Annotated in this window: 20 protein-coding genes and 1 pseudogene; 9 read left to right on the forward strand and 12 right to left on the reverse strand. The window is 69.1% G+C overall.

The annotated features are described in order from the left end of the window. The first annotated feature begins 40 nt into the window (after nt 1-40). Nucleotides 41-1135: a Rieske 2Fe-2S domain-containing protein gene (locus tag QZH52_RS28760; RefSeq protein WP_301814284.1), complete on the forward strand. Its 1095-nt coding sequence runs from the start codon at nt 41-43 to the stop codon at nt 1133-1135. Then, a complete protein-coding gene (locus tag QZH52_RS28765; protein WP_301814286.1) occupies nt 1132-2097 on the forward strand; it encodes a PDR/VanB family oxidoreductase in 966 nt (321 codons plus the stop codon). The genes QZH52_RS28760 and QZH52_RS28765 overlap by 4 nt, the downstream gene beginning before the upstream one ends. A 21-nt stretch (nt 2098-2118) precedes the next feature. Here QZH52_RS28765 and QZH52_RS28770 read toward each other — a convergent pair whose 3' ends face one another. The 4 genes from QZH52_RS28770 to QZH52_RS28785 form a co-directional block, all read right to left on the reverse strand. Continuing rightward, nucleotides 2119-2604, reverse strand: coding sequence for a VOC family protein (locus QZH52_RS28770; protein ID WP_301814287.1), 486 nt, complete (start codon nt 2602-2604; stop codon nt 2119-2121). Between the two features lie 96 nt (nt 2605-2700). Further along, nucleotides 2701-3720, reverse strand: coding sequence for a methyltransferase (locus QZH52_RS28775; RefSeq protein ID WP_301814288.1), 1020 nt, complete (start codon nt 3718-3720; stop codon nt 2701-2703). A gap of 74 nt (nt 3721-3794) precedes the next feature. Next, nucleotides 3795-4583, reverse strand: a complete 789-nt coding sequence (locus tag QZH52_RS28780) for a DUF899 domain-containing protein (RefSeq protein WP_301814290.1) — start codon at nt 4581-4583, stop codon at nt 3795-3797. A gap of 117 nt (nt 4584-4700) precedes the next feature. After that, complete coding sequence (locus QZH52_RS28785) at nt 4701-4997, reverse strand: hypothetical protein (RefSeq protein WP_301814291.1); 297 nt, start codon at nt 4995-4997, stop codon at nt 4701-4703. A 190-nt stretch (nt 4998-5187) separates the two neighbouring features. On the opposite strand from QZH52_RS28785, the gene zwf reads away from it, so the two are divergent. From zwf to QZH52_RS28805, 4 genes are all read left to right on the forward strand, one after another. After that, the gene (gene zwf / locus QZH52_RS28790) at nt 5188-6654 is read left to right on the forward strand and encodes a glucose-6-phosphate dehydrogenase (RefSeq protein ID WP_301814293.1); all 1467 of its coding nucleotides are present in this window, start codon (nt 5188-5190) and stop codon (nt 6652-6654) included. A 108-nt stretch (nt 6655-6762) separates the two neighbouring features. Then, on the forward strand, nt 6763-7074 hold the full coding sequence (locus tag QZH52_RS28795; protein ID WP_286535987.1) for a hypothetical protein: 312 nt from the start codon (nt 6763-6765) through the stop codon (nt 7072-7074). A gap of 282 nt (nt 7075-7356) precedes the next feature. Continuing rightward, nucleotides 7357-8076, forward strand: a complete 720-nt coding sequence (locus tag QZH52_RS28800) for a hypothetical protein (RefSeq protein ID WP_301814295.1) — start codon at nt 7357-7359, stop codon at nt 8074-8076. 4 nt (nt 8077-8080) lie between these two features. Beyond that, nucleotides 8081-8986, forward strand: coding sequence for a DUF2628 domain-containing protein (locus QZH52_RS28805; protein ID WP_301814296.1), 906 nt, complete (start codon nt 8081-8083; stop codon nt 8984-8986). A gap of 5 nt (nt 8987-8991) precedes the next feature. Here the strand turns inward: QZH52_RS28805 and QZH52_RS28810 are convergent, their stop codons facing one another. The 4 genes from QZH52_RS28810 to trkA form a co-directional block, all read right to left on the reverse strand. Further along, nucleotides 8992-9246: a hypothetical protein gene (locus tag QZH52_RS28810; RefSeq protein WP_301814297.1), complete on the reverse strand. Its 255-nt coding sequence runs from the start codon at nt 9244-9246 to the stop codon at nt 8992-8994. A gap of 10 nt (nt 9247-9256) precedes the next feature. Continuing rightward, nucleotides 9257-9655: a GNAT family N-acetyltransferase gene (locus QZH52_RS28815; protein ID WP_301814298.1), complete on the reverse strand. Its 399-nt coding sequence runs from the start codon at nt 9653-9655 to the stop codon at nt 9257-9259. 127 nt (nt 9656-9782) lie between these two features. Then, nucleotides 9783-11249, reverse strand: a complete 1467-nt coding sequence (locus QZH52_RS28820; RefSeq protein ID WP_301814299.1) for a TrkH family potassium uptake protein — start codon at nt 11247-11249, stop codon at nt 9783-9785. 18 nt (nt 11250-11267) lie between these two features. Further along, on the reverse strand, nt 11268-12734 hold the full coding sequence (gene trkA, locus QZH52_RS28825; RefSeq protein WP_301814300.1) for a Trk system potassium transporter TrkA: 1467 nt from the start codon (nt 12732-12734) through the stop codon (nt 11268-11270). Between the two features lie 104 nt (nt 12735-12838). Between trkA and QZH52_RS28830 the strand changes: the two genes are divergently transcribed. Next, the gene (locus QZH52_RS28830) at nt 12839-13720 is read left to right on the forward strand and encodes a LysR family transcriptional regulator (RefSeq protein ID WP_301814303.1); all 882 of its coding nucleotides are present in this window, start codon (nt 12839-12841) and stop codon (nt 13718-13720) included. Between the two features lie 10 nt (nt 13721-13730). Here QZH52_RS28830 and QZH52_RS28835 read toward each other — a convergent pair whose 3' ends face one another. The 4 genes from QZH52_RS28835 to QZH52_RS28850 all read right to left on the reverse strand — a co-directional run bounded on the left by QZH52_RS28835 (nt 13731) and on the right by QZH52_RS28850 (nt 17411). Further along, nucleotides 13731-14723: a tripartite tricarboxylate transporter substrate binding protein gene (locus QZH52_RS28835; protein WP_301814304.1), complete on the reverse strand. Its 993-nt coding sequence runs from the start codon at nt 14721-14723 to the stop codon at nt 13731-13733. Next, complete coding sequence (locus QZH52_RS28840; protein ID WP_301814306.1) at nt 14713-15555, reverse strand: amidohydrolase family protein; 843 nt, start codon at nt 15553-15555, stop codon at nt 14713-14715. The genes QZH52_RS28835 and QZH52_RS28840 overlap by 11 nt, the downstream gene beginning before the upstream one ends. Next, complete coding sequence (locus QZH52_RS28845) at nt 15548-16357, reverse strand: isocitrate lyase/PEP mutase family protein (RefSeq protein ID WP_366919326.1); 810 nt, start codon at nt 16355-16357, stop codon at nt 15548-15550. The genes QZH52_RS28840 and QZH52_RS28845 overlap by 8 nt, the downstream gene beginning before the upstream one ends. Before the next feature lie 61 nt (nt 16358-16418). Next, on the reverse strand, nt 16419-17411 hold the full coding sequence (locus QZH52_RS28850) for a tripartite tricarboxylate transporter substrate binding protein (RefSeq protein ID WP_301814308.1): 993 nt from the start codon (nt 17409-17411) through the stop codon (nt 16419-16421). A 153-nt stretch (nt 17412-17564) separates the two neighbouring features. Between QZH52_RS28850 and QZH52_RS28855 the strand changes: the two genes are divergently transcribed. After that, nucleotides 17565-18485, forward strand: a complete 921-nt coding sequence (locus QZH52_RS28855; RefSeq protein WP_301814309.1) for a DMT family transporter — start codon at nt 17565-17567, stop codon at nt 18483-18485. A gap of 73 nt (nt 18486-18558) precedes the next feature. Continuing rightward, nucleotides 18559-19006, forward strand: a pseudogene (locus QZH52_RS28860) (IS5 family transposase); the annotation flags it as partial.

Genomic DNA, 19006 nt, shown 5'->3' on the forward strand with positions numbered 1-19006 from the left:
CAGCGTCGACTCCCATCCCAACCCATCCCAGGAGATTTGCATGAACACCGCCTCCATCCCGGTCGGCAGCATCCGCAAGAGCGGCGCTGCCGCCCGTTTTCCGCTCGACCGCTGGTACGTCGCCGGCTTCTCGTCGGAGCTCCAGGACCAGCCGATCGGCCGCACCTTCCTGAACCAGAAGGTGGTGCTGTTTCGCACCGGCAGCGGCGAGATCGCCGCGCTCGAAGACCGCTGCTGCCATCGCTCGCTGCCGCTGTCGTGCGGCACGGTGGAAGCCGACGGCGTGCGCTGCGGCTACCACGGCCTGCTGTATGCGCCCAGCGGACAGTGCCTCGAGATCCCCGGGCAGGAGCGCATTCCGTCCAAGGCCAGGGTGAGGTCCTACCGGGTGGTCGAGAAGGACCGGATCGTCTGGATCTGGATGCCACGGGACGAAGACTCGGCCCCGGCCGTGGAGCCGCCTGACTATCCCCACCATGACGATCCGCGCTACAAGTTCGGCAGCGGCATGTACCACTACAAGGCGCCCTGGCAGCTGATCCACGACAACCTGCTCGACCTGAGCCACCTGGGGTACGTCCACCTCAAGACCATCGGCGGCAATGCGCGGCTGCACATGAACGCGCCGATGAAGGTGACGCAGGACGGCGACACGGTCAAGGTGGTCCGCCTGATGCCCGGCTCGACGCCACCCCCCACCTACCGCGCTGCCTGGCCCTTCGGCGACACCTGCGACCGCTGGCAGGAGATCGAGTTCCACGTGTCGCACCTGGCGATCTGGACCGGGGCCATGGAGCCCGGCTCGGGCGCCATCGACGATCCGCGGCGGGGCGGGTTCCACATGCGCGGCTTCCACGGCATCACGCCGGAGACCGAGGACACCTGCCACTACTTCTGGAGCATGGCCAGCAACAAGCACCCCGACATGCCCGAGAACATCGACACGGTGGTCGAGCAGACCGCCTACACCTTCGACGAAGACCGGGTGGTCATCGAAGACCAGTACCGCAACATCGCCGATTTCGGCGATCGCAATTCGTGGATGGACATCCACGTGGATGCCGGCGCCAACCGGGCCCGCCGGATCGTGGAGCGGCTGCTGGCGGACGTTCGGCCCGAGGAGGTGGCCGGATGACGACCGCGACGCTCAGGGTCCGGGTGAGCGCCAGGCGCGAAGAAGCCAGGGACATCGCGAGCTTCGAGCTGGTCGCGGCCGACGGGCAGGCGCTGCCCGCTTTCTCGGCCGGCGCGCACATCGACGTCAAGGTGGGGGACGGACTGGTGCGCCAGTATTCACTCTGCAACGATTCGACCGAGACCCACCGCTACCTGATCGCGGTGCTGAAGGATCCGGCGACGCGCGGCGGCTCGAAGGCGATGCACGAGCGTGTGCGGGTCGGCGATGAACTCGAGATCAGCGCGCCACGGAATCTTTTTCCGCTGGCGCACGAGGCCCGCCGCAGCGTCCTGCTTGCAGGGGGCATCGGGGTGACGCCGATCCTCTGCATGGCCGAACGGCTGGCGGCGGCGCGCGCCGATTTCGAGCTGCACCATTGCACGCGCTCGCCGGAACGCACCGCGTTCCGCGAACGGATCGCCGATGGCCGGTTCGGGTCTCGCGTCCATCATCACTTCGACGACGGCCCGCCAGAGCAGAAGCTCGACCTCGCGGCCTTCATCGCGCGCCAGGACAGCGACACCCACCTGTATGTCTGCGGGCCGAAGGGCTTCATGGACGCCGTATTGAACGAGGCGCGCTCGCAGGGCTGGCCCGAGACGCGGCTCCACTACGAGTTCTTCGCTGCCGGCCCGGTCGACCGCGCGAACGACCAAGGCTTCGAGGTGCAGGTCGCCAGTTCGGGCCAGGTGGTGGCGGTGGCGAAGGACGAGACCGTGGCGCAGGCGTTGTGCAGGATCGGCATCGAAATCCCGACCTCGTGCGAGCAGGGGGTCTGCGGCACCTGCATCACGCGCGTGCTGGAAGGCGTTCCGGATCACAAGGACGTCTACTTCACGGCCGACGAGCAGGCCGCCAACGACCAGTTCACGCCGTGCTGCTCGCGCTCGAAGTCGCAGCGGCTGGTTCTGGATCTCTGAGCATGCCCTAACGAGAAGACCTCACTTCGGCCCCCGCCGTGCCGCCTCGATCGCCGCGATGTCGATCTTGCCCATCGTCATCATCGCGTCGAACGCGCGCTTGGCTGCCGCGCGGTCCGGGTCGGCCAGCGCCTCGGTGAGCGCGCGCGGCGTGATCTGCCAGGACAATCCCCAGCGGTCCTTGCACCAGCCGCACTCGCTGGCCTGGCCGCCGTTGCCGATGATCGCATTCCACAGCCGGTCGGTCTCGGCCTGGTCGTCGGTCGCGATCTGGAACGAGAAGGCTTCGCTGTGCTTGAACGCCGGGCCGCCGTTCAGGCCGAGGCAGGGGATGCCGACAACGGTGAACTCGACCGTCAGCACATCGCCTTCCTTGCCCGCCGGATAGTCGCCCGGCGCACGAAAGATGGTGCCTACGGCACTGTCCGGGAAGGTGTCGGCATAGAACTTCGCGGCGTCCTCGGCAGTGCCGTCGTACCACAGGCAGAGGGTGTTCTTGGGGGTCATGTCGGGTCTCCTGGAGTGTTGAACATCAGGCATCGGCCGAGCTCGCATTGTCGGATCGGTCCGATGCCGTTGTAGGCGCCGTTGGCGGAAGCCGCCTCAGGTGTCCGCGGCAGCAGCCTCCAGGACGCAGAAGCTGCCGGCATCGAGCACTCGCTCGAGCCGCAGCGCAGCATGCTCGAGCAGTGCGACGAAGTCCTCGCGTGTCCGCTCGCGGCCGCCCGGACCCACCAGCATGTTGAGGTCGGAGAACTTGGCGTCGCGCCCTTCATCGGGCGGTGCGATCACCCGTTCGACGATCAGCACCTTGCTGCCTTCGCCAAGTGCGCGCCGGACCTGCGCGAGGATCCGGACCGCATCGTCGTCCTCCCAGTCGTGGATCACGGCGCGCAGCACATAGGCATCGGCGCCTTCGGGCACCGCCTCGAAGAAGCTGCCCCCGACCGTGCGGCAGCGTTCGGCGACGCCGGCGCGGGCCAGCAACGCGGCGGCGGCCGACACGACGTGCGGCTGGTCGAACAGGACCCCCTGCAGGCCCGGATGCGCGGCGAGGACCGCCGCGATCAGGGCGCCGGTGCCGCCGCCGACGTCCACCAGCATGCGGAAGCGGCCGAAGTCGCAAGTGGCGAGCAGGGCGGCGTTGGCGCGGCGCGAGAGCGTGGTCATCGCCCGGTCGAACACGGCGCTTTCTTCGGGGTGGGCGGACCGATAGCTCCAAACGTCGGTGCCGTGGACATGGCGGAAGGCGTTTTCGCCGGTCCGCACGCTGTGCAGAAGGCCGGACCAGGCCTGCCAGTAGTAGGGCCGGCCGACGAACGCGGCCCAGCCGGCCACCGAATCCGGCGCGTCGCTGCGCAATGGCTGGCCGAGCGCCGCGAGCTCGAAGCGGTGGCCTTCGAGTTCATGCAGCAGGCCCAGGCTCGCCAGCGCGCGCAGCAGGCGATAGAGCGTGGGAGGATGGGTGCCGGTCGCCGCGGCCAGCTCGTCGCTCGTGCGGCGGGTGTCGGCCAGCAGATCGGCGATGCCGAGCGTGGCGGCGACGTGAATCGCCTGAGACACCTGGTAGCCCTCGACCATGCGGCGAAGGGTGTTCGCCGAATCCGGATCCGCATGTGCCACGGGAGCCCCCTGTCGGTTGTGTCCAGCGGGTCATTCTGGGCGCGAAAGGCGCCGGCTGCCACGTCTTTCGACCGCTACGTCCCCGGCTGCCCGTTGCGGAACGCCGCCTCCCCGGCCTCCGACACCTCGACCCAGCGCTGGTCGGGCGCCGCGTCCGCGGCGTAGCTGTCGTGCCAGTTCCACCACTTGTAGGGTGCCGTCTGGGGATAGCCTTCGGGCGAGTCCTCCCACGACTCCTGCCGGCCCAGCGGCGTGATGTCGAGGTAGTTCCAGGTGCCTCCCATCTGCTCGTCGCCACGGCTCTTGATGAAGTAGGTCCGGAAGACGCGGTTGCCGTCGCGCAGGAACACGTTGGTGCCGTGCCATTCGTCGACACCGAAGTCGGCGTCGAAGCGGTCGGTGAGGGTGAACCACGGCATCTTCCAGTCCATCCGAGCCTTGAGCCGCGCGATGTCCGCCTGGGGTGCCCGCGAGACGAACACCAGCGTGGTGTCGCGTGCGTTCAGGTGCGCCAGGTGGGCAACCTGGTCGGCCACCATCGAGCAGCCCCTGCAGGCCTGTTCGGGCCAGCCGAACACGCCCGGCTCGAAGAAGGCGCGGTAGACGATCAACTGGCGCCGGCCGTCGAACAGGTCGAGCAGGCCGACCCGGCCCGCGGGCCCTTCGAAGGCATAGCCCGTGTCGACCGCCATCCAGGGCATTCGCCGGCGCTCGGCCGCCAGGGCGTCGCGGGCGCGGGTCTGGGCCTTCTCTTTCACGAGCAGCTGCGCCCGGGCCGCCTCCCAGGCCTGCGGCGACACGATCGGTGGCCGCTGCATGGCGGGCCGTGGGCCCTTGCGTTCGTTCTCGGTGGTTGTCGCCATGGGTGTCGTCTCCTGGTGGGCCGCTGCGCACCATGCGCAAGCGGTTCGGGGACAGTCTGGCACCGGAGGGCGAATACGGGGAGTAACAAGTGTGGCGGGGTTCCGGCCTGCGAGTCCCTACAACCGGGTCCCGAGGTCCTGTCGCCGGCGGTTGGCCCAGAGATTGACCAGCGCGTCGAGCTCCGTCGCGTAGATGCCCCGCTGAGGCAGACCCGGGGAGCCGTCGTCCTGGGGCTTGCTGCGCAGGGACGCGTGCCAGAAACCATCCGAGAGCTGCCTGTACTGGCCCATGATTTCGCAGCCAAGCGGCGTCGTGAGCGAAAACCCACAGCGGCGGATGAGCATCCCGTCGCTGCGCGATCCTTCGACGCCCTTGGTCGATACGAGCATGTAGATCCCGTCGTCCTGGAGCACGTTTTCTCTCGGGAGCTGGGTCAGGAGCTCTGGCGGCTGGCTTGAATGTGGCTTGTCCATGGCTCCCTGTGTATCGGCCGACCAGAGGCAAGTTGTAGGCGGGATGTCATGAAAAATGTGTAAGTGTTCCAGACCGCTGGCATCAAAATCGCTTGCCTCCCGGCTCGGCAACGAAGCAAGGTGACACGAAATGGCGAAGATCCCTCCCGGCGTCGGTCCGCGTTTCCCGCAGGTGGTGATGCTGGTGGGCGCGACCGGCGACCTGGCCCGGCGCAAGCTGCTGCCGGGCCTGTTTCACCTCTGCAGTTCGGGCTTCATCCCCGGCTGCCGGATCATCGGCGTTTCGCTCGACGAACTCGACACCGAGGGCTTCCGCGCCGCCGCGCGCAGCGCGCTCGACGAATTCGGCAGCCGCAAGGTCCTGCCGGCCGCGTGGGACGCCTTCGCGGGGATCCTCGACTACGTGCCGCTGTCGGGCGGTGCGCAGGCGCTCAGGCGAGCGGTGGAGCGCGCCGAGAGCTCGCTCGGCGCACCCGAATGCCGGCGCCTGCACTACCTGAGCGTGCCGCCGAGCGCAGCCCTGTCGGTGGTGCGCATGCTGGGTGCGGCCGAACTGGTCGAGCGCTCGCACATCGTGATGGAGAAGCCCTTCGGCACCGACCTGGCGAGCGCGGTGATCCTCAACAGGCAATTGCACGAGGTGTTCGACGAGGAGCAGATATTCCGCATCGACCACTTCCTCGGCAAGGAGCCGGCCCAGAACATCCTGGCCTTCCGTTTCGCCAACGGCCTGTTCGAGCCGATCTGGAACCGCAACTTCATCGACCACGTGCAGATCGACGTGCCCGAGACCCTCGGGCTGGGCAAGCGTGCGGGCTTCTACGAGCAGACCGGCGCCTACCGCGACATGGTGGTGACGCACCTGTTCCAGATCCTCGGCTTCATGGCGATGGAGCCGCCCACCGCGCTCGAACCGGCGCCGATCAGCGAGGAGAAGAACAAGGTCTTCCGCAGCATGCTGCCGATCGTGCCGGCGGACGTGGTGCGCGGGCAGTACAGCGGCTACCGCCAGGAGGAGGGCGTCGACCCCGACTCCGACACCGAGACGTTCGTCGCGCTCAAGTGCCACATCGACAACTGGCGCTGGGCCGGCGTGCCCTTCTTCCTGCGCACCGGCAAGCGACTGGCCGAGGGGCAGCGCATCATCTCCATCGCCTTTCGCGAACCGCCCAAGAGCATGTTCCCGCCCGGCTCCGGGGTCGGCGCGCAGGGGCCGGACCACCTGACCTTCGACCTGGCCGATGCGTCGAAGATGTCGCTGTCCTTCTACGGCAAGCGGCCCGGGCCGGGCATGCGGCTGGACAAGCTGAGCCTGCAGTTCGCGATGCGCGACACCGGGCTGGTCGGCGAGGTGTTGGAGGCCTACGAGCGCCTGATCCTGGACGCCATGCGCGGCGACCGCACCTTGTTCACGACCGCCGAGGGCATCGAACGCCTGTGGCAGGTGTCGACGTCGCTGCTCGAAACGCCGCCGCCGGTGCGGCTCTACGAACCGGGCTCCTGGGGACCGAAGGCGATCCACCAGCTGATCGCGCCGCACGCCTGGCGGCTGCCTTTCGAGCGCGTCTGGCGGGATCCGAACAAGGCGGGCAGCTGAGGCCGGACCCAGGGGCGGAAGGCGCCTCGTACCCACGACCTGAGTAGGCACACTGGCGCTGGCGGCCGTGGCAACGATACTGGGCCCCTCGGAGAATGGAGGTCGCGTATGGCTCAGCATGCAATCACGGCGGTCCACTACGCGGGCGACAAGATCGACCTCGTGGCGGTTCATCCGGTCCTGGACAAGGAGTTCGGTTCGACCGGGCTGGCGCTGGGAGCGGCGCAGCGGATCAGCGTCGGCGAATGCGCCGACCTGCTGGCGGCCGGCGAGGAGGTCTGCCTCGCGCGGCGGACCGAAAACCACGCCTGGGAGATCGTTTGCGATGTCGAACTGCTGCCCGGCCGGCGCGAGATCACCGGCGTCGACATCGTGAATCGGCCCAACGACGCCTTGCGGAGCATGCCCAGCTGGGGATAGCGGGGCGCTTCAGGGATTCGCGCGCGTCAGGAGACACGGCTCTCGACCATTGTTGCGTCGAAGCGACAGATCGCGCGTGCGACTTCGAGCGCCTTGCGGCTGGCCAATCCCCCCCATCTCGCGGCTGGTGGCCGCCGTTTGACTCAGGTTTTCTTCCGACTTGCCTCGTCCATCCAAGGCGTGCGCGTGCTTGACCTGATCCGAGTCTGACCATAAAAATGTGATAAACGTATAACTATGTAACTTTCCGCGGGCGCTCCAGAACCCGCGCCAGGAGGGCCCATGAGGAAAATCGCCGGCATCGCTTGCGCTGCCATGCTCTTGAGCGCCTGTTCGACAGGGCCGCAGCGACCGCCTGCCGGCCCGGGCTCGGGCGTGGGCGCGGCCTACGTGCCGATGGTCGAGCCAGGTCCTGCCAGCGGCCCGCCGGGGGGCGCGTCCTATGAGACGCTGGTCGCCAAGTGTCAACGCGAGGCGAGCGGCCTGCCGTTCATCAAGACCGAGGACCATGACGCCGCCCTGATCGTGGTCGGCGTCGGCGTGGGTGCCGCGATCGGTTGGAACATCGGGCACACGTACTGGGACGATCGCGCGTTCGCCATCCCCCTCGTCGCCGCCGCGTCGCTGCCCATCGCGGGGCTCATGGGCCTCTTTGCCCAGTGGGTGTATTCGCCCCAGACGGCTGTCTGGCGCAAGAAGCAGGAGACGCAGGTCGCCAACTGCATGGCCCGCTCCGGCTACAAGAACGTCGACCCCACGGTCCTCGTGACCTGGCTTGCGGTGCCGGCGAGCAGCATGGCGACCCGACCGACCGGGCGCGACACCTTCACGGCGGAGAAGCTGGCGAAATCCCGCAACTGCGCGGCCACGCCGATGGCCACGCTGGTCGCCAAGGGACCGGGCTTCGAAGACTATCGCGTCGCCTGCACGAACGCGCCCGAGATCGCCATCCATTGCGAGTTCGGCCAGTGCCGGGCCAGCAGCGACTACGCCGCCCGATAGGCCGATGGCGCCATTGCATACCGACGGCCGCACGGAACCGACCCTCGGCGCCGAGCCCGTCGCCCGCCCGCCGCTTCCCCGCGCGGCGGCGTCAGAGGAGGCGCGCGAGTTCTACGAACTCGCCATCGGCGAGAAGAATCGCGACTACTACCTGCGGCGTTTCGAGGAATTCGACCGGGAGGGGACTCGCCTGGGTTGGCACTGGCCCGCCTTCTTCTTCACTTTCTGGTGGCTCATGTACCGCAAGATGTGGGGCAAGGCGGCGTTGTACTTCCTGCTGCCCAGCATCATCGGCGCCGCCATCGGCGCGGTCGCCATCACGGCCCCGGGGTTCGCGGTGCTGGCGTACTGCATCTACCTGCTGGGCCTGTTCGTCATCCCGCCCCTGATCTCGAACGGGGGCTACTACCGCCACTGCCAGAAGCTCATCGCGAGTGCCCGCCACACGAGCAGCAACCCGCAGGCCCAGTTCGCGCTGCTGGCAAGAAAAGGCGGCACGAGCAACATCGCTCTGATCCTGCTGGCGATCATGGCCATCGGCGCCGGCATCGGCATCCTGGCGGCCATCGCGCTGCCCGCCTACCAGGACTACACGGTCCGGGCGAAGGCCGCGAACGCCCTGCGCCACGGCAAGGCCGCGGCCGCCGCGGTCGGCGAGCACTACGAGACCCGGCGCACGCTGCCGGGCAGCCTGGCCGCCGTCCAGTTCGGCCCGCCGCTGCCGCCCGAGCTCCAGGACGTGCAGTTGAACACCTCCAATGGCGTCATCCGCCTGGTGCTCTCGAGCGGACCCGCGAACGGGCGGACGTTCCAGCTGGTTCCGTCCGCGGACACCGGCGGCCGCGTCAGGTGGACCTGTCAGTCCGTGGACATGAAGCCGAAGCTGCTGCCGGCCGAGTGCCGGCCTTGAGCCGGTCAGACCAGGCGTGCCTGGATCAGAAGGGCCACGGCGATCAAGGCGCTTATCGTGCCGATCCCCAGCGCGATGCTGCGGGCCTTCCGCCGGGCCGCTCGGCGCCGTCGGTCGCCGATTTCCTCCAGCCGATCGAGCACCGATGCGATCAATGCGTCGTCTTCTTCGGGGTGGGCCAGGCGCTCTTCGACCGCCAACGCCTGCAGCCTGTCGATTGCTTCCCGTCGTTCATTCAGCATGGTGGCATTCTGAAGCATGCGCCGCTTGCTATCGCGTGACGTAGTACGCAGAGAACTGATCGGAGCTGTGCGTGCAGCGCTGAAACCCGACGCGCAGAAGCCAGCCTTCGAACCTCGGGCTGGCGATGTTCTCGAGGTAGAGCACGCGGGCCTGCAGGCCATCGCTGCCTTCGAGGAAGCGATCGACCAGCCGCGCGAAATAGCCTTGGCCTCGGGCGTCCTTGGCGACCTGGATGTGGGCCAGGCAGAGCGCCGGCTCTCCCGGCGTGGAGGCCTTGAACCAGGAATAGCGCATGTACGCCTGCAGCGCCGCGCTCGTGTACCAGCGCGAGACGACGTCCTGCGCCTGGGGGATGCTGGCCTCGAACCGTGCGAGCCATGCGAAGTAGAGGTCCAGATCGGCCTCCGGTTTGGTCGTGCAGTCCATGGACCCATCGTAGCGGGCGTTGGCGGGCGGGTATTGCGCTGCAGCAACACCGGCGCCTTCGGAAAGCGGTTTCTGGCCTGGGGACTTTCCCCAGCCGCAAATGCCCGCTGGCGTCTCTTTGGCACCCTCACTTGCGCCAGAACGAGGGGGTCAGCAAGGCGATGAAGCTGAGCAATTCGAGCCGGCCAAGCACCATGGCGAAGGTGCAGACCCAGACCTGGAAATCGGTGAGGACGCTGAAGTTGCCGGCCGGCCCGACGCTGCCGAGCCCGGGGCCGGTGCAGTTCACGCTGGCCAGCACCGCACTGAAGGCGGTGACCGGGTCGAGGTCGCTCAGCACCAGCAGCATGCTCAACGAGATCGTCGTCACGCCATAGACCAGCATGAAGGCCAGCACCGAGAAGATCACGCGGTGGTCGACCACCATCGCGCCGAGCGTCACCGGCTGCACTGCGCGCGGATGCACGAGGCGCGTCATCTCGCGCCGCGCCTGCTTCACCAGGATCAGCACCCGCACCATCTTGATGCCGCAGCCGGCCGAGCCGGCACTGGTCGCCACGCTTGACAGCAGCAGCATGAAGAGCGGTGCGAACACCGGCCAGGCCAGGTAGTCGACGATCGCGAAGCCGGTCGTGCTGCCGACCGAGATGGCGTGGAACATGCCGTAGCGCAACGCATCCACGGGTCCGTAGACGCCCTTGGCCAACAGCACCAGCGCCACCACCAGGCCGCCGCCGACCAGCGCGGCGAGCGTGCCGCGCAACTCCGGGTCGCGCCAGAAGCCGCGCCAGTGGCCCTTTCGCAAGGCGATGAAATACAGCGCGAAGTTGCAGCTGGCCGCAAGCATGAAAATCACGGCGATGCCCTCGAGCAGCGGCGACGCGAAGTACGCGAAGCTCGCATCGTGCGAGGAGAGCCCGCCCAGGCTCACGGTCGTGAACATGTGCATCATCGCGTCGATGGCGCTCATGCCGCCGGCCCAGTAGGCCAGGAAGCAGGCGGCCGAGAAGGTGGCGTAGATGCCCCACAGCCCTTTGGCTGTTTCCTTGACCCGCGGCGTCAGCTTGCTGTCCTTGATCGGGCCGGCCACCTCGGCCTTGAAGAGCTGGCTGCCGCCGACGCCCAGCAGCGGCAGGATGGCCACCGCCAGCACCAATATCCCCATGCCGCCGAGCCATTGCAGGAAGGTGCGCCAGACGTTGATCGACACCGGCAGCGCGTCCAGCCTGGCGAGCACCGTCGCCCCGGTGGTCGTGAGGCCCGACACCGACTCGAAGTACGCGTGCGTGAAGTTGATCGGCCGCCCGATGTCGTTCAGGGCCCACATCATCGGCAGGGTGGCGAACAGCGGCAGCAGCACCCAGGTGAGCGACACCAGGAAGATGCCGTGGCGCGGCTGCAGTTCGCGCTTGTAGCGGCGCAGGCCGCCCCACAAGGCCGCCCCGCAGGCGAACGAGATCGCCGCCGAAAAGGCCCACACATGGCGCAGGCCGTCGGCGTGCGTCCAGGAAATGATCCACGGCACGAACATGCCGAGCGAGAAAAAGGTCAGCAGCGCGCCGAGCACGCGCAGCACCGGGAAGAAGTCGCTCATCGAAAAGGGCCGCTGCCGTCAGAAGAAGGTGGCGCTGACGCGGAACAGCTTTTCCACGTCGCGCACCTGGCGCTTGCGAGGCACGAAGATCACAACATGGTCGTTGCTCTCGATCAGGGTGTCGCCACGCGCGATGATGACCTGCGCCGGCGTCGGCGGCGCCCCGCCGGCCGGGGCCGCGCCTTCGCCGATCTCGGGCAGGCCGCGCATCACCAGGCCGAACTGCGCCCCCTTGGGCAGCTGGATCTCCGAGATCCTGCGGCCGACCACGCGCGAGGTCTTGCGGTCGCCGCGCGCCACGATCTCCAGCGCCTCGGCCACGCCGCGGCGCAGGCTGTGCACTGCCTGCACGTCGCCCTGCCGGACATAGGCGAGCAGTTCGCCGAGCATGGTCTGCGCGGGCGACAGCGCGATGTCGATCTGCGTGCCGTGCATCAGGTCGGCATAGCTGCGCCGGTTGATCAGCGCCAGCACGCGGCGCGCGCCCAGCCGCTTGGCCAGCAGGCTGGCCATGATGTTGTCCTCGTCGTCGCTGGTGAGGGAGAGGAACAGGTCGATGCCCTCGATGCCTTCGTCTTCCAGCAGGTCCTCGTCGGTGCCGTCGCCGTGCAGCACCAGCACGCTGCTCGGCAGTTCGGCGGCCAGCTGCACGCAGCGCGCGTGGTCGTGTTCCAGCACCTTGATCTGGTAGGGCCGGCCGGTTTCGACCAGCTGCCTGGCGAGCCGCAGCCCGACCCGGCCGCCGCCCGCGATCATGATGCGTTCGACGCCGCGCTGCTTTGCCCGGTCGTCACGGTGCAGCGCCGACAGCACCAGGGGCAGGTGCTCGCGTGCCGACAGCACGAAGACCTCGTCGCCGGGTTCGATCAGGGTCTGGCCGTCGCAGACGATGAAGCGATCGGGCTCGTTGTCGAGCCGGCGGTAGATGCCCACGATGCGCATGTCGGCGCCGGGCACCCGTTCGCCCAGCTCGGCGATGCTGTGGCGCACCAGCGGTGCGCCCGCCACCGCGCGCACCGCCACCAGGCAGGCCAGCCCGTTGGCGAACTCGCGCACCTGCAGCGCCTCGGGGTACTCGACCAGCTTGCCGATATAGCGCGTGAGCGATTCCTCGGGGCAGATCACGCAGTCGACCGCGAAGCCGTCCTTGCCGAGCAGCGGACTGTCTTCCTTGTAGGCGTTGGAGCGCACGCGCGCGATGCGCGTCGGGATGCCGAACACCTGGTAGGCCACCTTGCAGCAGACCAGGTTGGTCTCGTCCTGCGCGGCGCAGGCGATCAGCATGTCGCAATCGCGGGCACCGGCCTCGGCCAGCACGTCGGGCTCGATGCCGCTGCCCACCACGCCGCGCAGCTCGAACCGTTCTTCGAGCTCGCGCAGACGCGCCGCGTCGGTGTCGATGACGGTGATGTCGTTGCTCTCCGACACGAGCGTGCCGGCCACGCTCTCGCCGATCCGGCCGGCGCCGAGGATGATGATTTTCAAGTGATGTGGTCTCCCGGCAGGCTTTATACGCTGTAAGGCGGCGCGCGAAGAGTGACCGCGGCATTTCCGAAATGACCCACGCGCGCCCTGCCTAGAATCCCGCGATGGATACTCGCCAGATGCGCTGCATCGTCGCGATCGCCGAATGCGGCAGCCTCACCCGCGCCGCCGAGCGGCTGGGGCTGGCGCAGCCGGCCTTGACGCAGACCCTCAATCGGCTCGAGGGCGAGATCGGCGCGAAGCTGTTCGAGCGCAGCCGGCGCGGGGCGGCGCTGACCGAGGCGGGCCTGGCCATCGTCGAGGACCTGCGGGCCGCGCTGGCCCACGGCGATGCGGCCGCCGAACGCGCGCGCGCCATGGGCGCCGGCCGGGCCGGGCGGCTGACCATCGGCTTCGTCACCCACGCGGTCTACGAGGTGCTGCCGCGGGCGCTGCGCCGGCTGCACGTGGAGCATCCGCAGCTGGACGTGGTGCTGCGCGAGATGAGCAACGCCGAGCAGGTCGACGCGCTCGAGGGCGGGCGCATCGACCTCGCGCTGCTGCATCCCCCGGTGCCGGTCACGGCCCGGGTGCACGAGCGGCGGCTGGGTGAGGAAGCGATGGTGGTGGCGCTGCCGGCGGACCATGAACTGGCGGCCGACGGCTGCGTGTCGATGGCCGAGATCGCCGCCCACGGCCTGGTGTGGTTCCCGGCCCAGCAGATGCCGCTGCTGCGCACGCTGATGCTCGGTGCCTTCCGCAGCGCGGGCCTCGACCTGCGCGTGCGGCAGGACGCCAACCGCACCCTCACCGTGCTGGCCTGCGTGGCCGCCGGCCTGGGCTGGTCGCTGCTGCCGAGCTCGGTGCGCTCGCTGCAGCACGCCGGCGTGCGCTATGCGCAGGTGCGCGACGGCGCGGCGCTGCCGTCCTTCGAACTGGCGGCGATGTGGCTGGCGCGTTCGCGGCCGACCTTCGCCGATACCTTCGCCGCCATGCTGGCGGACTGAGGCTCCGAGCTCAATCCATCTGGATCTTGTGCGCCCGCGCCAGTTGGCCCCACTTGGCGATCTCCGCGCGGCGGAAGGCGTCGAGCTCGGCCGGCCCGGCAGCGACCACTTCGGCGCCGGTGGCCTCGAGGCGCTGGCGGATCTCGGGCTCCTTGAGCAGCGCCGAGAACTCCTTCGTCAGCCGATCGACCACCGGCGCCGGGGTGCCCGCGGGCACGAAGACCGCGTTCCACTCGTAGACCTCGTAGCCCGGCAGTCCCGATTCGGCCACCGTCGGCAACTGCGGCAGCACCGGCGAGCGCGCCTTGCCCGTGACCGCCAGCGGCCGCAGCTTGCCGGACTGGATGTACGGCAGGCTCGACGCCAGGCTGGCGAAGAACACCGGCACCTGGCCGGCCATCACGTCGGTCAGCGCCGGGCCGCCGCCCTTGTAGGCCACGTGGGTCATGCGCACGCCGGCCATGGCGCTGAACTGCTCGGCCGCCAGGTGCTGGGCCGAGCCGTTGCCGGACGAGGCGTAGTTGATCTCGCCCGGCCTGGCGCGGGCCTGCGCGACCAGGTCCTGCACGCTGCGGATCGGTGCCGCCGGATTCACCACCAGCACGTTGGGCACTTTCACCAGCAGCGACACCGGCGCCAGGTCGCGCAGCGTGTCGAAGGGCATCTTGCTGCGCAGCGCCGGGTTCTGGGCATGGCTGGAGGCATCGAGCATCAGCGTGTAGCCATCGGGCGCGCTCTTGGCCACCAGGTCGCCGCCGATCGCGCCGCCGGCGCCGCCGCGGTTGTCGACCACCACCGGCTGGCCGAGCCGGCTCGACAAGGAGGGCGCGATGATGCGCGCCACCGCGTCGACCGTGCCGCCGGGCGGGTAGGTCACGACCAGCCTGATCGGGCGGCTGGGCCAGCCTTGGGCTTGGGCTGGGGACTGCACCGCCAGCGCTGCGAGCAGCAGGACGGCGCCGGCCCCGGCCAGGCAGCGCCGGCGCGAGATGTCATCGGGCATGAAGGTCTCCCTCTTGATCGAATTTGAAGAGCCGGGCCGGCGTGTCGACCAGGATCCGCTGCCGGGCGGCGGCGTCGGGCACCCAGTCGGCGAGCGCCGCCTGGGCGGCCGTGTAGTCGACCCATTCGCGATGCTCGGTGTGGGGCCAGTCGCTGCCCCACAGCAGGCGCCCGGCGCCGAAGGCGCGCAGCAGCCGCTCGGCGGCCGCGCGGGCCTGCGGCGCCGAGGGCACTGGCCAGTTGCGGTAGGCGGCCGAAAGCTTGACCCAGGTCCGGCCGCCGGCGGCCGCGGCCAGCAGCCAGGCCTGGCCGGCGTCGGCCAGGGCACCGGGGCGGCCGAAATGGTCCACCACCAGCTTGCAGCCGGCATCGAGCACGGGCTGTCCGGCCTGGGCCAGCGCCTGCGAGTCGCGATGCAGCTCGACATGCCAGTCGAGCGCGCGCACGCGCGCGAACAGGCGCTGCCAGGCCGGGCGTGAAAAGTCGGGGATCGGCAGGCCGACCAGGTTCAGCCGGATCCCGCAGATGCCGCCGTCGGCCAGCGCCTGCAGGGCGAGGTCGTCGGCCTCGGGGTCGACCACGGCGACGCCGCGCAGCCGCCGCGGCCGGGCCCGGATCGCATCGAGCAGGAACCGGTTGTCGGTGCCCAGGAAGCTCGGCTGCACCAGCAGCGCATGCGAGACGCCGTGGGCATCGAGCAGGGCGCTGAAGTCGGCCGGCGTGGCGTCGTAGTCCGGCGCGTGGCGGCGCTGGGGCGCCAGCGGCAGCCCGCGCACGAACACGTGGGCGTGGCTGTCGATGGCGGTGACCGCCGCCGGCGCGGCCTCAGGCATAGCGGCGCTCGAGCGCGTCGAACGCGCTCTTGCGCACCAGCGCCTGGCGCTCGGCGAAGGTCGCGACCAGGCCGCTGGATTCGTCGAGCCGGCCGTCCCGCTGCAGCGCCTGCAGCGCCTGCTGCATGCCGTGCACCGCACCCTGCAGCGCGGCATTGGCGTAGAGCACCATGCCGAAGCCCATGGCGCTGAAGTCGCTCGCGGCCAGGGTCGGTGTCTTGCCGCCGATCACCACGTTGACCAGCTGAGGGCAGGCGATCTCGCGTGGGATCCGGCGCAGCGCGTCGAGCGATTCGGGCGCCTCGACGAAGGTCAGATCGGCGCCGGCCTCCGCATAGGCCACGGCACGCGCGATCGCGGCGTCGATGCCCTCCACGGTGGCGGCATCGGTGCGCGCGATCACCAAGAAGTCGGGATGCAGGCGGGCATCGACCGCGGCCCGGACCTTGCCGGCCATCTCCTGCGTCGGCACCAGGGCCTTGCCCTCGAAGTGGCCGCATTTCTTGGGGCTGGCCTGGTCCTCGAGCTGGATCGCGTTGGCGCCGGCGCGCTCGAGCGTGCGCACGCTGTGGCGCACGTTGAGCGCGTTGCCGAAGCCGGTGTCGGCGTCGACGATGATCGGCAGCGCCACCGCGTCGCGGATCGCCGCCGTGTGCTGCGCGATGTCGGCCAGGCCGACGAAGCCGAGGTCGGGCAGGCCGTAGAAGGTGTTGGTCAGGCCGGCGCCGCTCAGGTAGACGGCTTCGAACCCGAGCTGCTCGATCACGCGCGCCGCCAGCGCGTTGGCGGCGCCCGGCACCATCAGCCCGCGCCGGGCCTCGACCTTGCGGCGCAGCGCCGTGCCGGGATGGAGCGTCTCCACCTCATTCGTCCTTCATGCCGGTGGCCTTGACCACCGCGCCGAGGCGCGCGCGCTCTTCGTCGACGAAGCGGACGAAGGAGGCCCGGGTGCCGCCGATCGGCTCGATGCCCAGGCCCTTGAGGCGCTCGGCGATGGCCGGCGTCTTCATGGCCGAATCGACTGCCGCGCTCATCTTGTCGAGGATCGCCGGCGGCGTGCCCTTGGGCGCGTGGATGCCGGCCCAGTGCGCGATGCGCAGGTCGCCATAGCCCTGCTCGGTCGCGGTGGAGAGGTCGGGGTAGGCCGAGATCCGGCTGGTCCAGGTGTCGGCCAGAGCCTTCAGCTTGCCGCTCTTGAGATACGGCAGGGCGACGATGCTGGCCTCCGAGGTGGCCTCGACCTGCTTGCCGAGCACCGCCGTGATCGATTCGGAGCCGCTCTTGTAGGGCACGATGTCGAGCTTGGCGCCGTACTTCGTCTGCAGCACGCCCGAGACGAAGTGCGGCGTGCTGCCGGTGCCGGCGGTGGCCCAGTGGAAGCCTTCGCCGGTCTTCGAGGCGGCGATGAATTCCTTCAGGTTCTTGTACGGCGCATCGGCCGGCACCAGCACCACCGAGGGCGCCAGGCCGATCATCGCCACCGGCTCCAAGTCGGCGTCCTTGTAGGGCATCGACTTCTTGATCATGCTGTTGGAGATCACGCCGGCGGCGCTGATCAGGAAGGTGTAGCCGTCGGGCGCCGACTTGGCGACCACGTCGGCACCCAGCGTGGTGCCGCCGCCGGGCTTGTTCTCGATCACGATCGGCTGGCCCAGCGCCTTGGAGGCGCCCTCGGCGGCGGCGCGCGCCATCAGGTCGTTGGCGCCGCCGGCCGAGAACGGCACGATCAGCCGGATCGGCTTGGTCGGCCAGGCGGCCGGCGCCGCCTGCGCCCAGGCGGCACTGCCGGCCGAGGCGGCGGCGAGGGCCGTGGCGACGAAGGTGGCGGCAAAGGTGCCGCGAAGGGAATGGGTCATGGTGTCTCCGGTTGTTCGGCCGCGCATGGCCGCGCGGCCCGGCCAAGTATCGGCAGGTCGCCAGCCCATGGGAACGCCTTGGCGGGTTGCTTTTTCATAAGCGGCGCTTATGCAACACTCGCTGCTCGGCTTCGCCATCTTCCCCCGTTCGTCATGACCTCGCAGCTTCTGTCCGCCACGATCTCCTCCAGCGCCAATGGGCGCGCCATCGTCACGATGGTCGCCGCAATGGCCTGCTTCGTGCTCAACGACGCGCTGGTCAAGCATGTGAGCCAGTCCATGGCCTCGGTGCAACTGGTCTTCCTGCGCGGGCTGATGGCTTCGGCGCTGGTCTTGCTGGTTGCCCACCGCCTGGGCGCGCTGCGGCAGGCGGGCGCCTTGCTGCATCCGCGGGTCGCGCTGCGCGCCGCGGTCGACGCCTGCGCGACCCTGTTGTACCTGCTGTCGCTGTTCCGGCTGCCGATCGGCAACGCGACGGCGATCAACCTCGCGGCGCCGCTGTTCATGACCGTGTTCGCGGTGCTCTTCATGGGCGAGCGCGCCGGCCGGGCACGCTGGTCCGCCGTCGTGCTGGGCTTCGCCGGCGTGCTGTGCGTCGTGCAGCCCAGCGGAGACGGCTTCAACGCCTGGTCCCTGCTGTGCCTGCTCGGCACGCTGTTCCACGCCACGCGCGACCTGTTGACGCGGCGCATCGACCCTGTCATTCCGTCGATCATCATCACACTGGCCACGGCATTGGCCGTCACCTTGCTGGCGGGCTGCCTGACGCTGTTCAGCGGCTGGCCGCCGTTCGCGCCGGGCGACCTGGCCCTCTTGGGGGTCGCGGCCGCCTTCCTGGCCACCGGCTATTTCCTGCTGGTGCAATGCATGCGCGCCGGTGAGGTCTCGCTGACGGCACCGTTTCGCTATTCGGCCGTGCTGTTCGCCATGCTGCTGGGCTACGCCGTGTGGGACGAGGTCCCCAGCGGGTGGGCCTGGCTGGGCATCGCGCTGCTCGTCGGCTCGGGCCTCTACATGCTGAACAGCGAACGGGGCCGCCTGCGGGCGGCCGCGCTGGACGCCCAGCCTGAGTGACGACTAAGAACTTATCCGTAAATAGGTAAACTATCGATCCGAGCCGCATTGGGCGCGGCGATGGATCGAGATCTTGGCGAAACGTGTTGAGTCGTGGGTGGTGACCGATGAGTTCTGGCAGCGTGTGGAGCCGCTGATTCCTGCGCGCTCGGCGGCAGACAAGATCTATGTGCGCAAGCCAGGGGCTGGCCGGCCACCAAAGCCGGCTCGACTGGTGTTCGAAGCAATCGTCTACGTGCTGCGCACGGGCTGCCAGTGGAAGGCGCTGCCCAAAGAGCGCTTCGGAAGCGCAAGCGCCATCCACAAGCGATTTCTTGAGTGGGAAGCCTCGGGATTCTTCGAAGCTCTGTGGAAGGCGGGCTTGGCCGAGTACGACCAGATGGAGGGCATTGCCTGGCGCTGGCAGAGCGTCGACGGCGCGATGATGAAGGCGCCGCTGGCACAGGAAACCGTCGGCCCCAACCCGACGGATCGGGGGAAAAAAAGGCAGCAAGCGCCACCTGTTGGTGGACGGCCGTGGC

Origin of the sequence: Variovorax ginsengisoli (genome assembly GCF_030486595.1) — a bacterium.
Taxonomy (GTDB): Bacteria; Pseudomonadota; Gammaproteobacteria; order Burkholderiales; family Burkholderiaceae_C; genus Variovorax; species Variovorax ginsengisoli_B.

Coding starts and splice junctions, on each gene's coding strand:
- QZH52_RS28760 (WP_301814284.1), top strand. CDS start 41: ATGAACACCGCCTCCATCCCGGTCGGCAGCATCCGCAAGAGCGGCGCT.
- QZH52_RS28765 (WP_301814286.1), top strand. CDS start 1,132: ATGACGACCGCGACGCTCAGGGTCCGGGTGAGCGCCAGGCGCGAAGAA.
- QZH52_RS28770 (WP_301814287.1), bottom strand. CDS start 2,604: ATGACCCCCAAGAACACCCTCTGCCTGTGGTACGACGGCACTGCCGAG.
- QZH52_RS28780 (WP_301814290.1), bottom strand. CDS start 4,583: ATGGCGACAACCACCGAGAACGAACGCAAGGGCCCACGGCCCGCCATG.
- zwf (WP_301814293.1), top strand. CDS start 5,188: ATGGCGAAGATCCCTCCCGGCGTCGGTCCGCGTTTCCCGCAGGTGGTG.
- QZH52_RS28795 (WP_286535987.1), top strand. CDS start 6,763: ATGGCTCAGCATGCAATCACGGCGGTCCACTACGCGGGCGACAAGATC.
- QZH52_RS28800 (WP_301814295.1), top strand. CDS start 7,357: ATGAGGAAAATCGCCGGCATCGCTTGCGCTGCCATGCTCTTGAGCGCC.
- QZH52_RS28805 (WP_301814296.1), top strand. CDS start 8,081: ATGGCGCCATTGCATACCGACGGCCGCACGGAACCGACCCTCGGCGCC.
- QZH52_RS28810 (WP_301814297.1), bottom strand. CDS start 9,246: ATGCTTCAGAATGCCACCATGCTGAATGAACGACGGGAAGCAATCGAC.
- QZH52_RS28815 (WP_301814298.1), bottom strand. CDS start 9,655: ATGGACTGCACGACCAAACCGGAGGCCGATCTGGACCTCTACTTCGCA.
- QZH52_RS28820 (WP_301814299.1), bottom strand. CDS start 11,249: ATGAGCGACTTCTTCCCGGTGCTGCGCGTGCTCGGCGCGCTGCTGACC.
- QZH52_RS28830 (WP_301814303.1), top strand. CDS start 12,839: ATGGATACTCGCCAGATGCGCTGCATCGTCGCGATCGCCGAATGCGGC.
- QZH52_RS28835 (WP_301814304.1), bottom strand. CDS start 14,723: ATGCCCGATGACATCTCGCGCCGGCGCTGCCTGGCCGGGGCCGGCGCC.
- QZH52_RS28840 (WP_301814306.1), bottom strand. CDS start 15,555: ATGCCTGAGGCCGCGCCGGCGGCGGTCACCGCCATCGACAGCCACGCC.
- QZH52_RS28845 (WP_366919326.1), bottom strand. CDS start 16,357: ATGGTGCCGGGCGCCGCCAACGCGCTGGCGGCGCGCGTGATCGAGCAG.
- QZH52_RS28850 (WP_301814308.1), bottom strand. CDS start 17,411: ATGACCCATTCCCTTCGCGGCACCTTTGCCGCCACCTTCGTCGCCACG.
- QZH52_RS28855 (WP_301814309.1), top strand. CDS start 17,565: ATGACCTCGCAGCTTCTGTCCGCCACGATCTCCTCCAGCGCCAATGGG.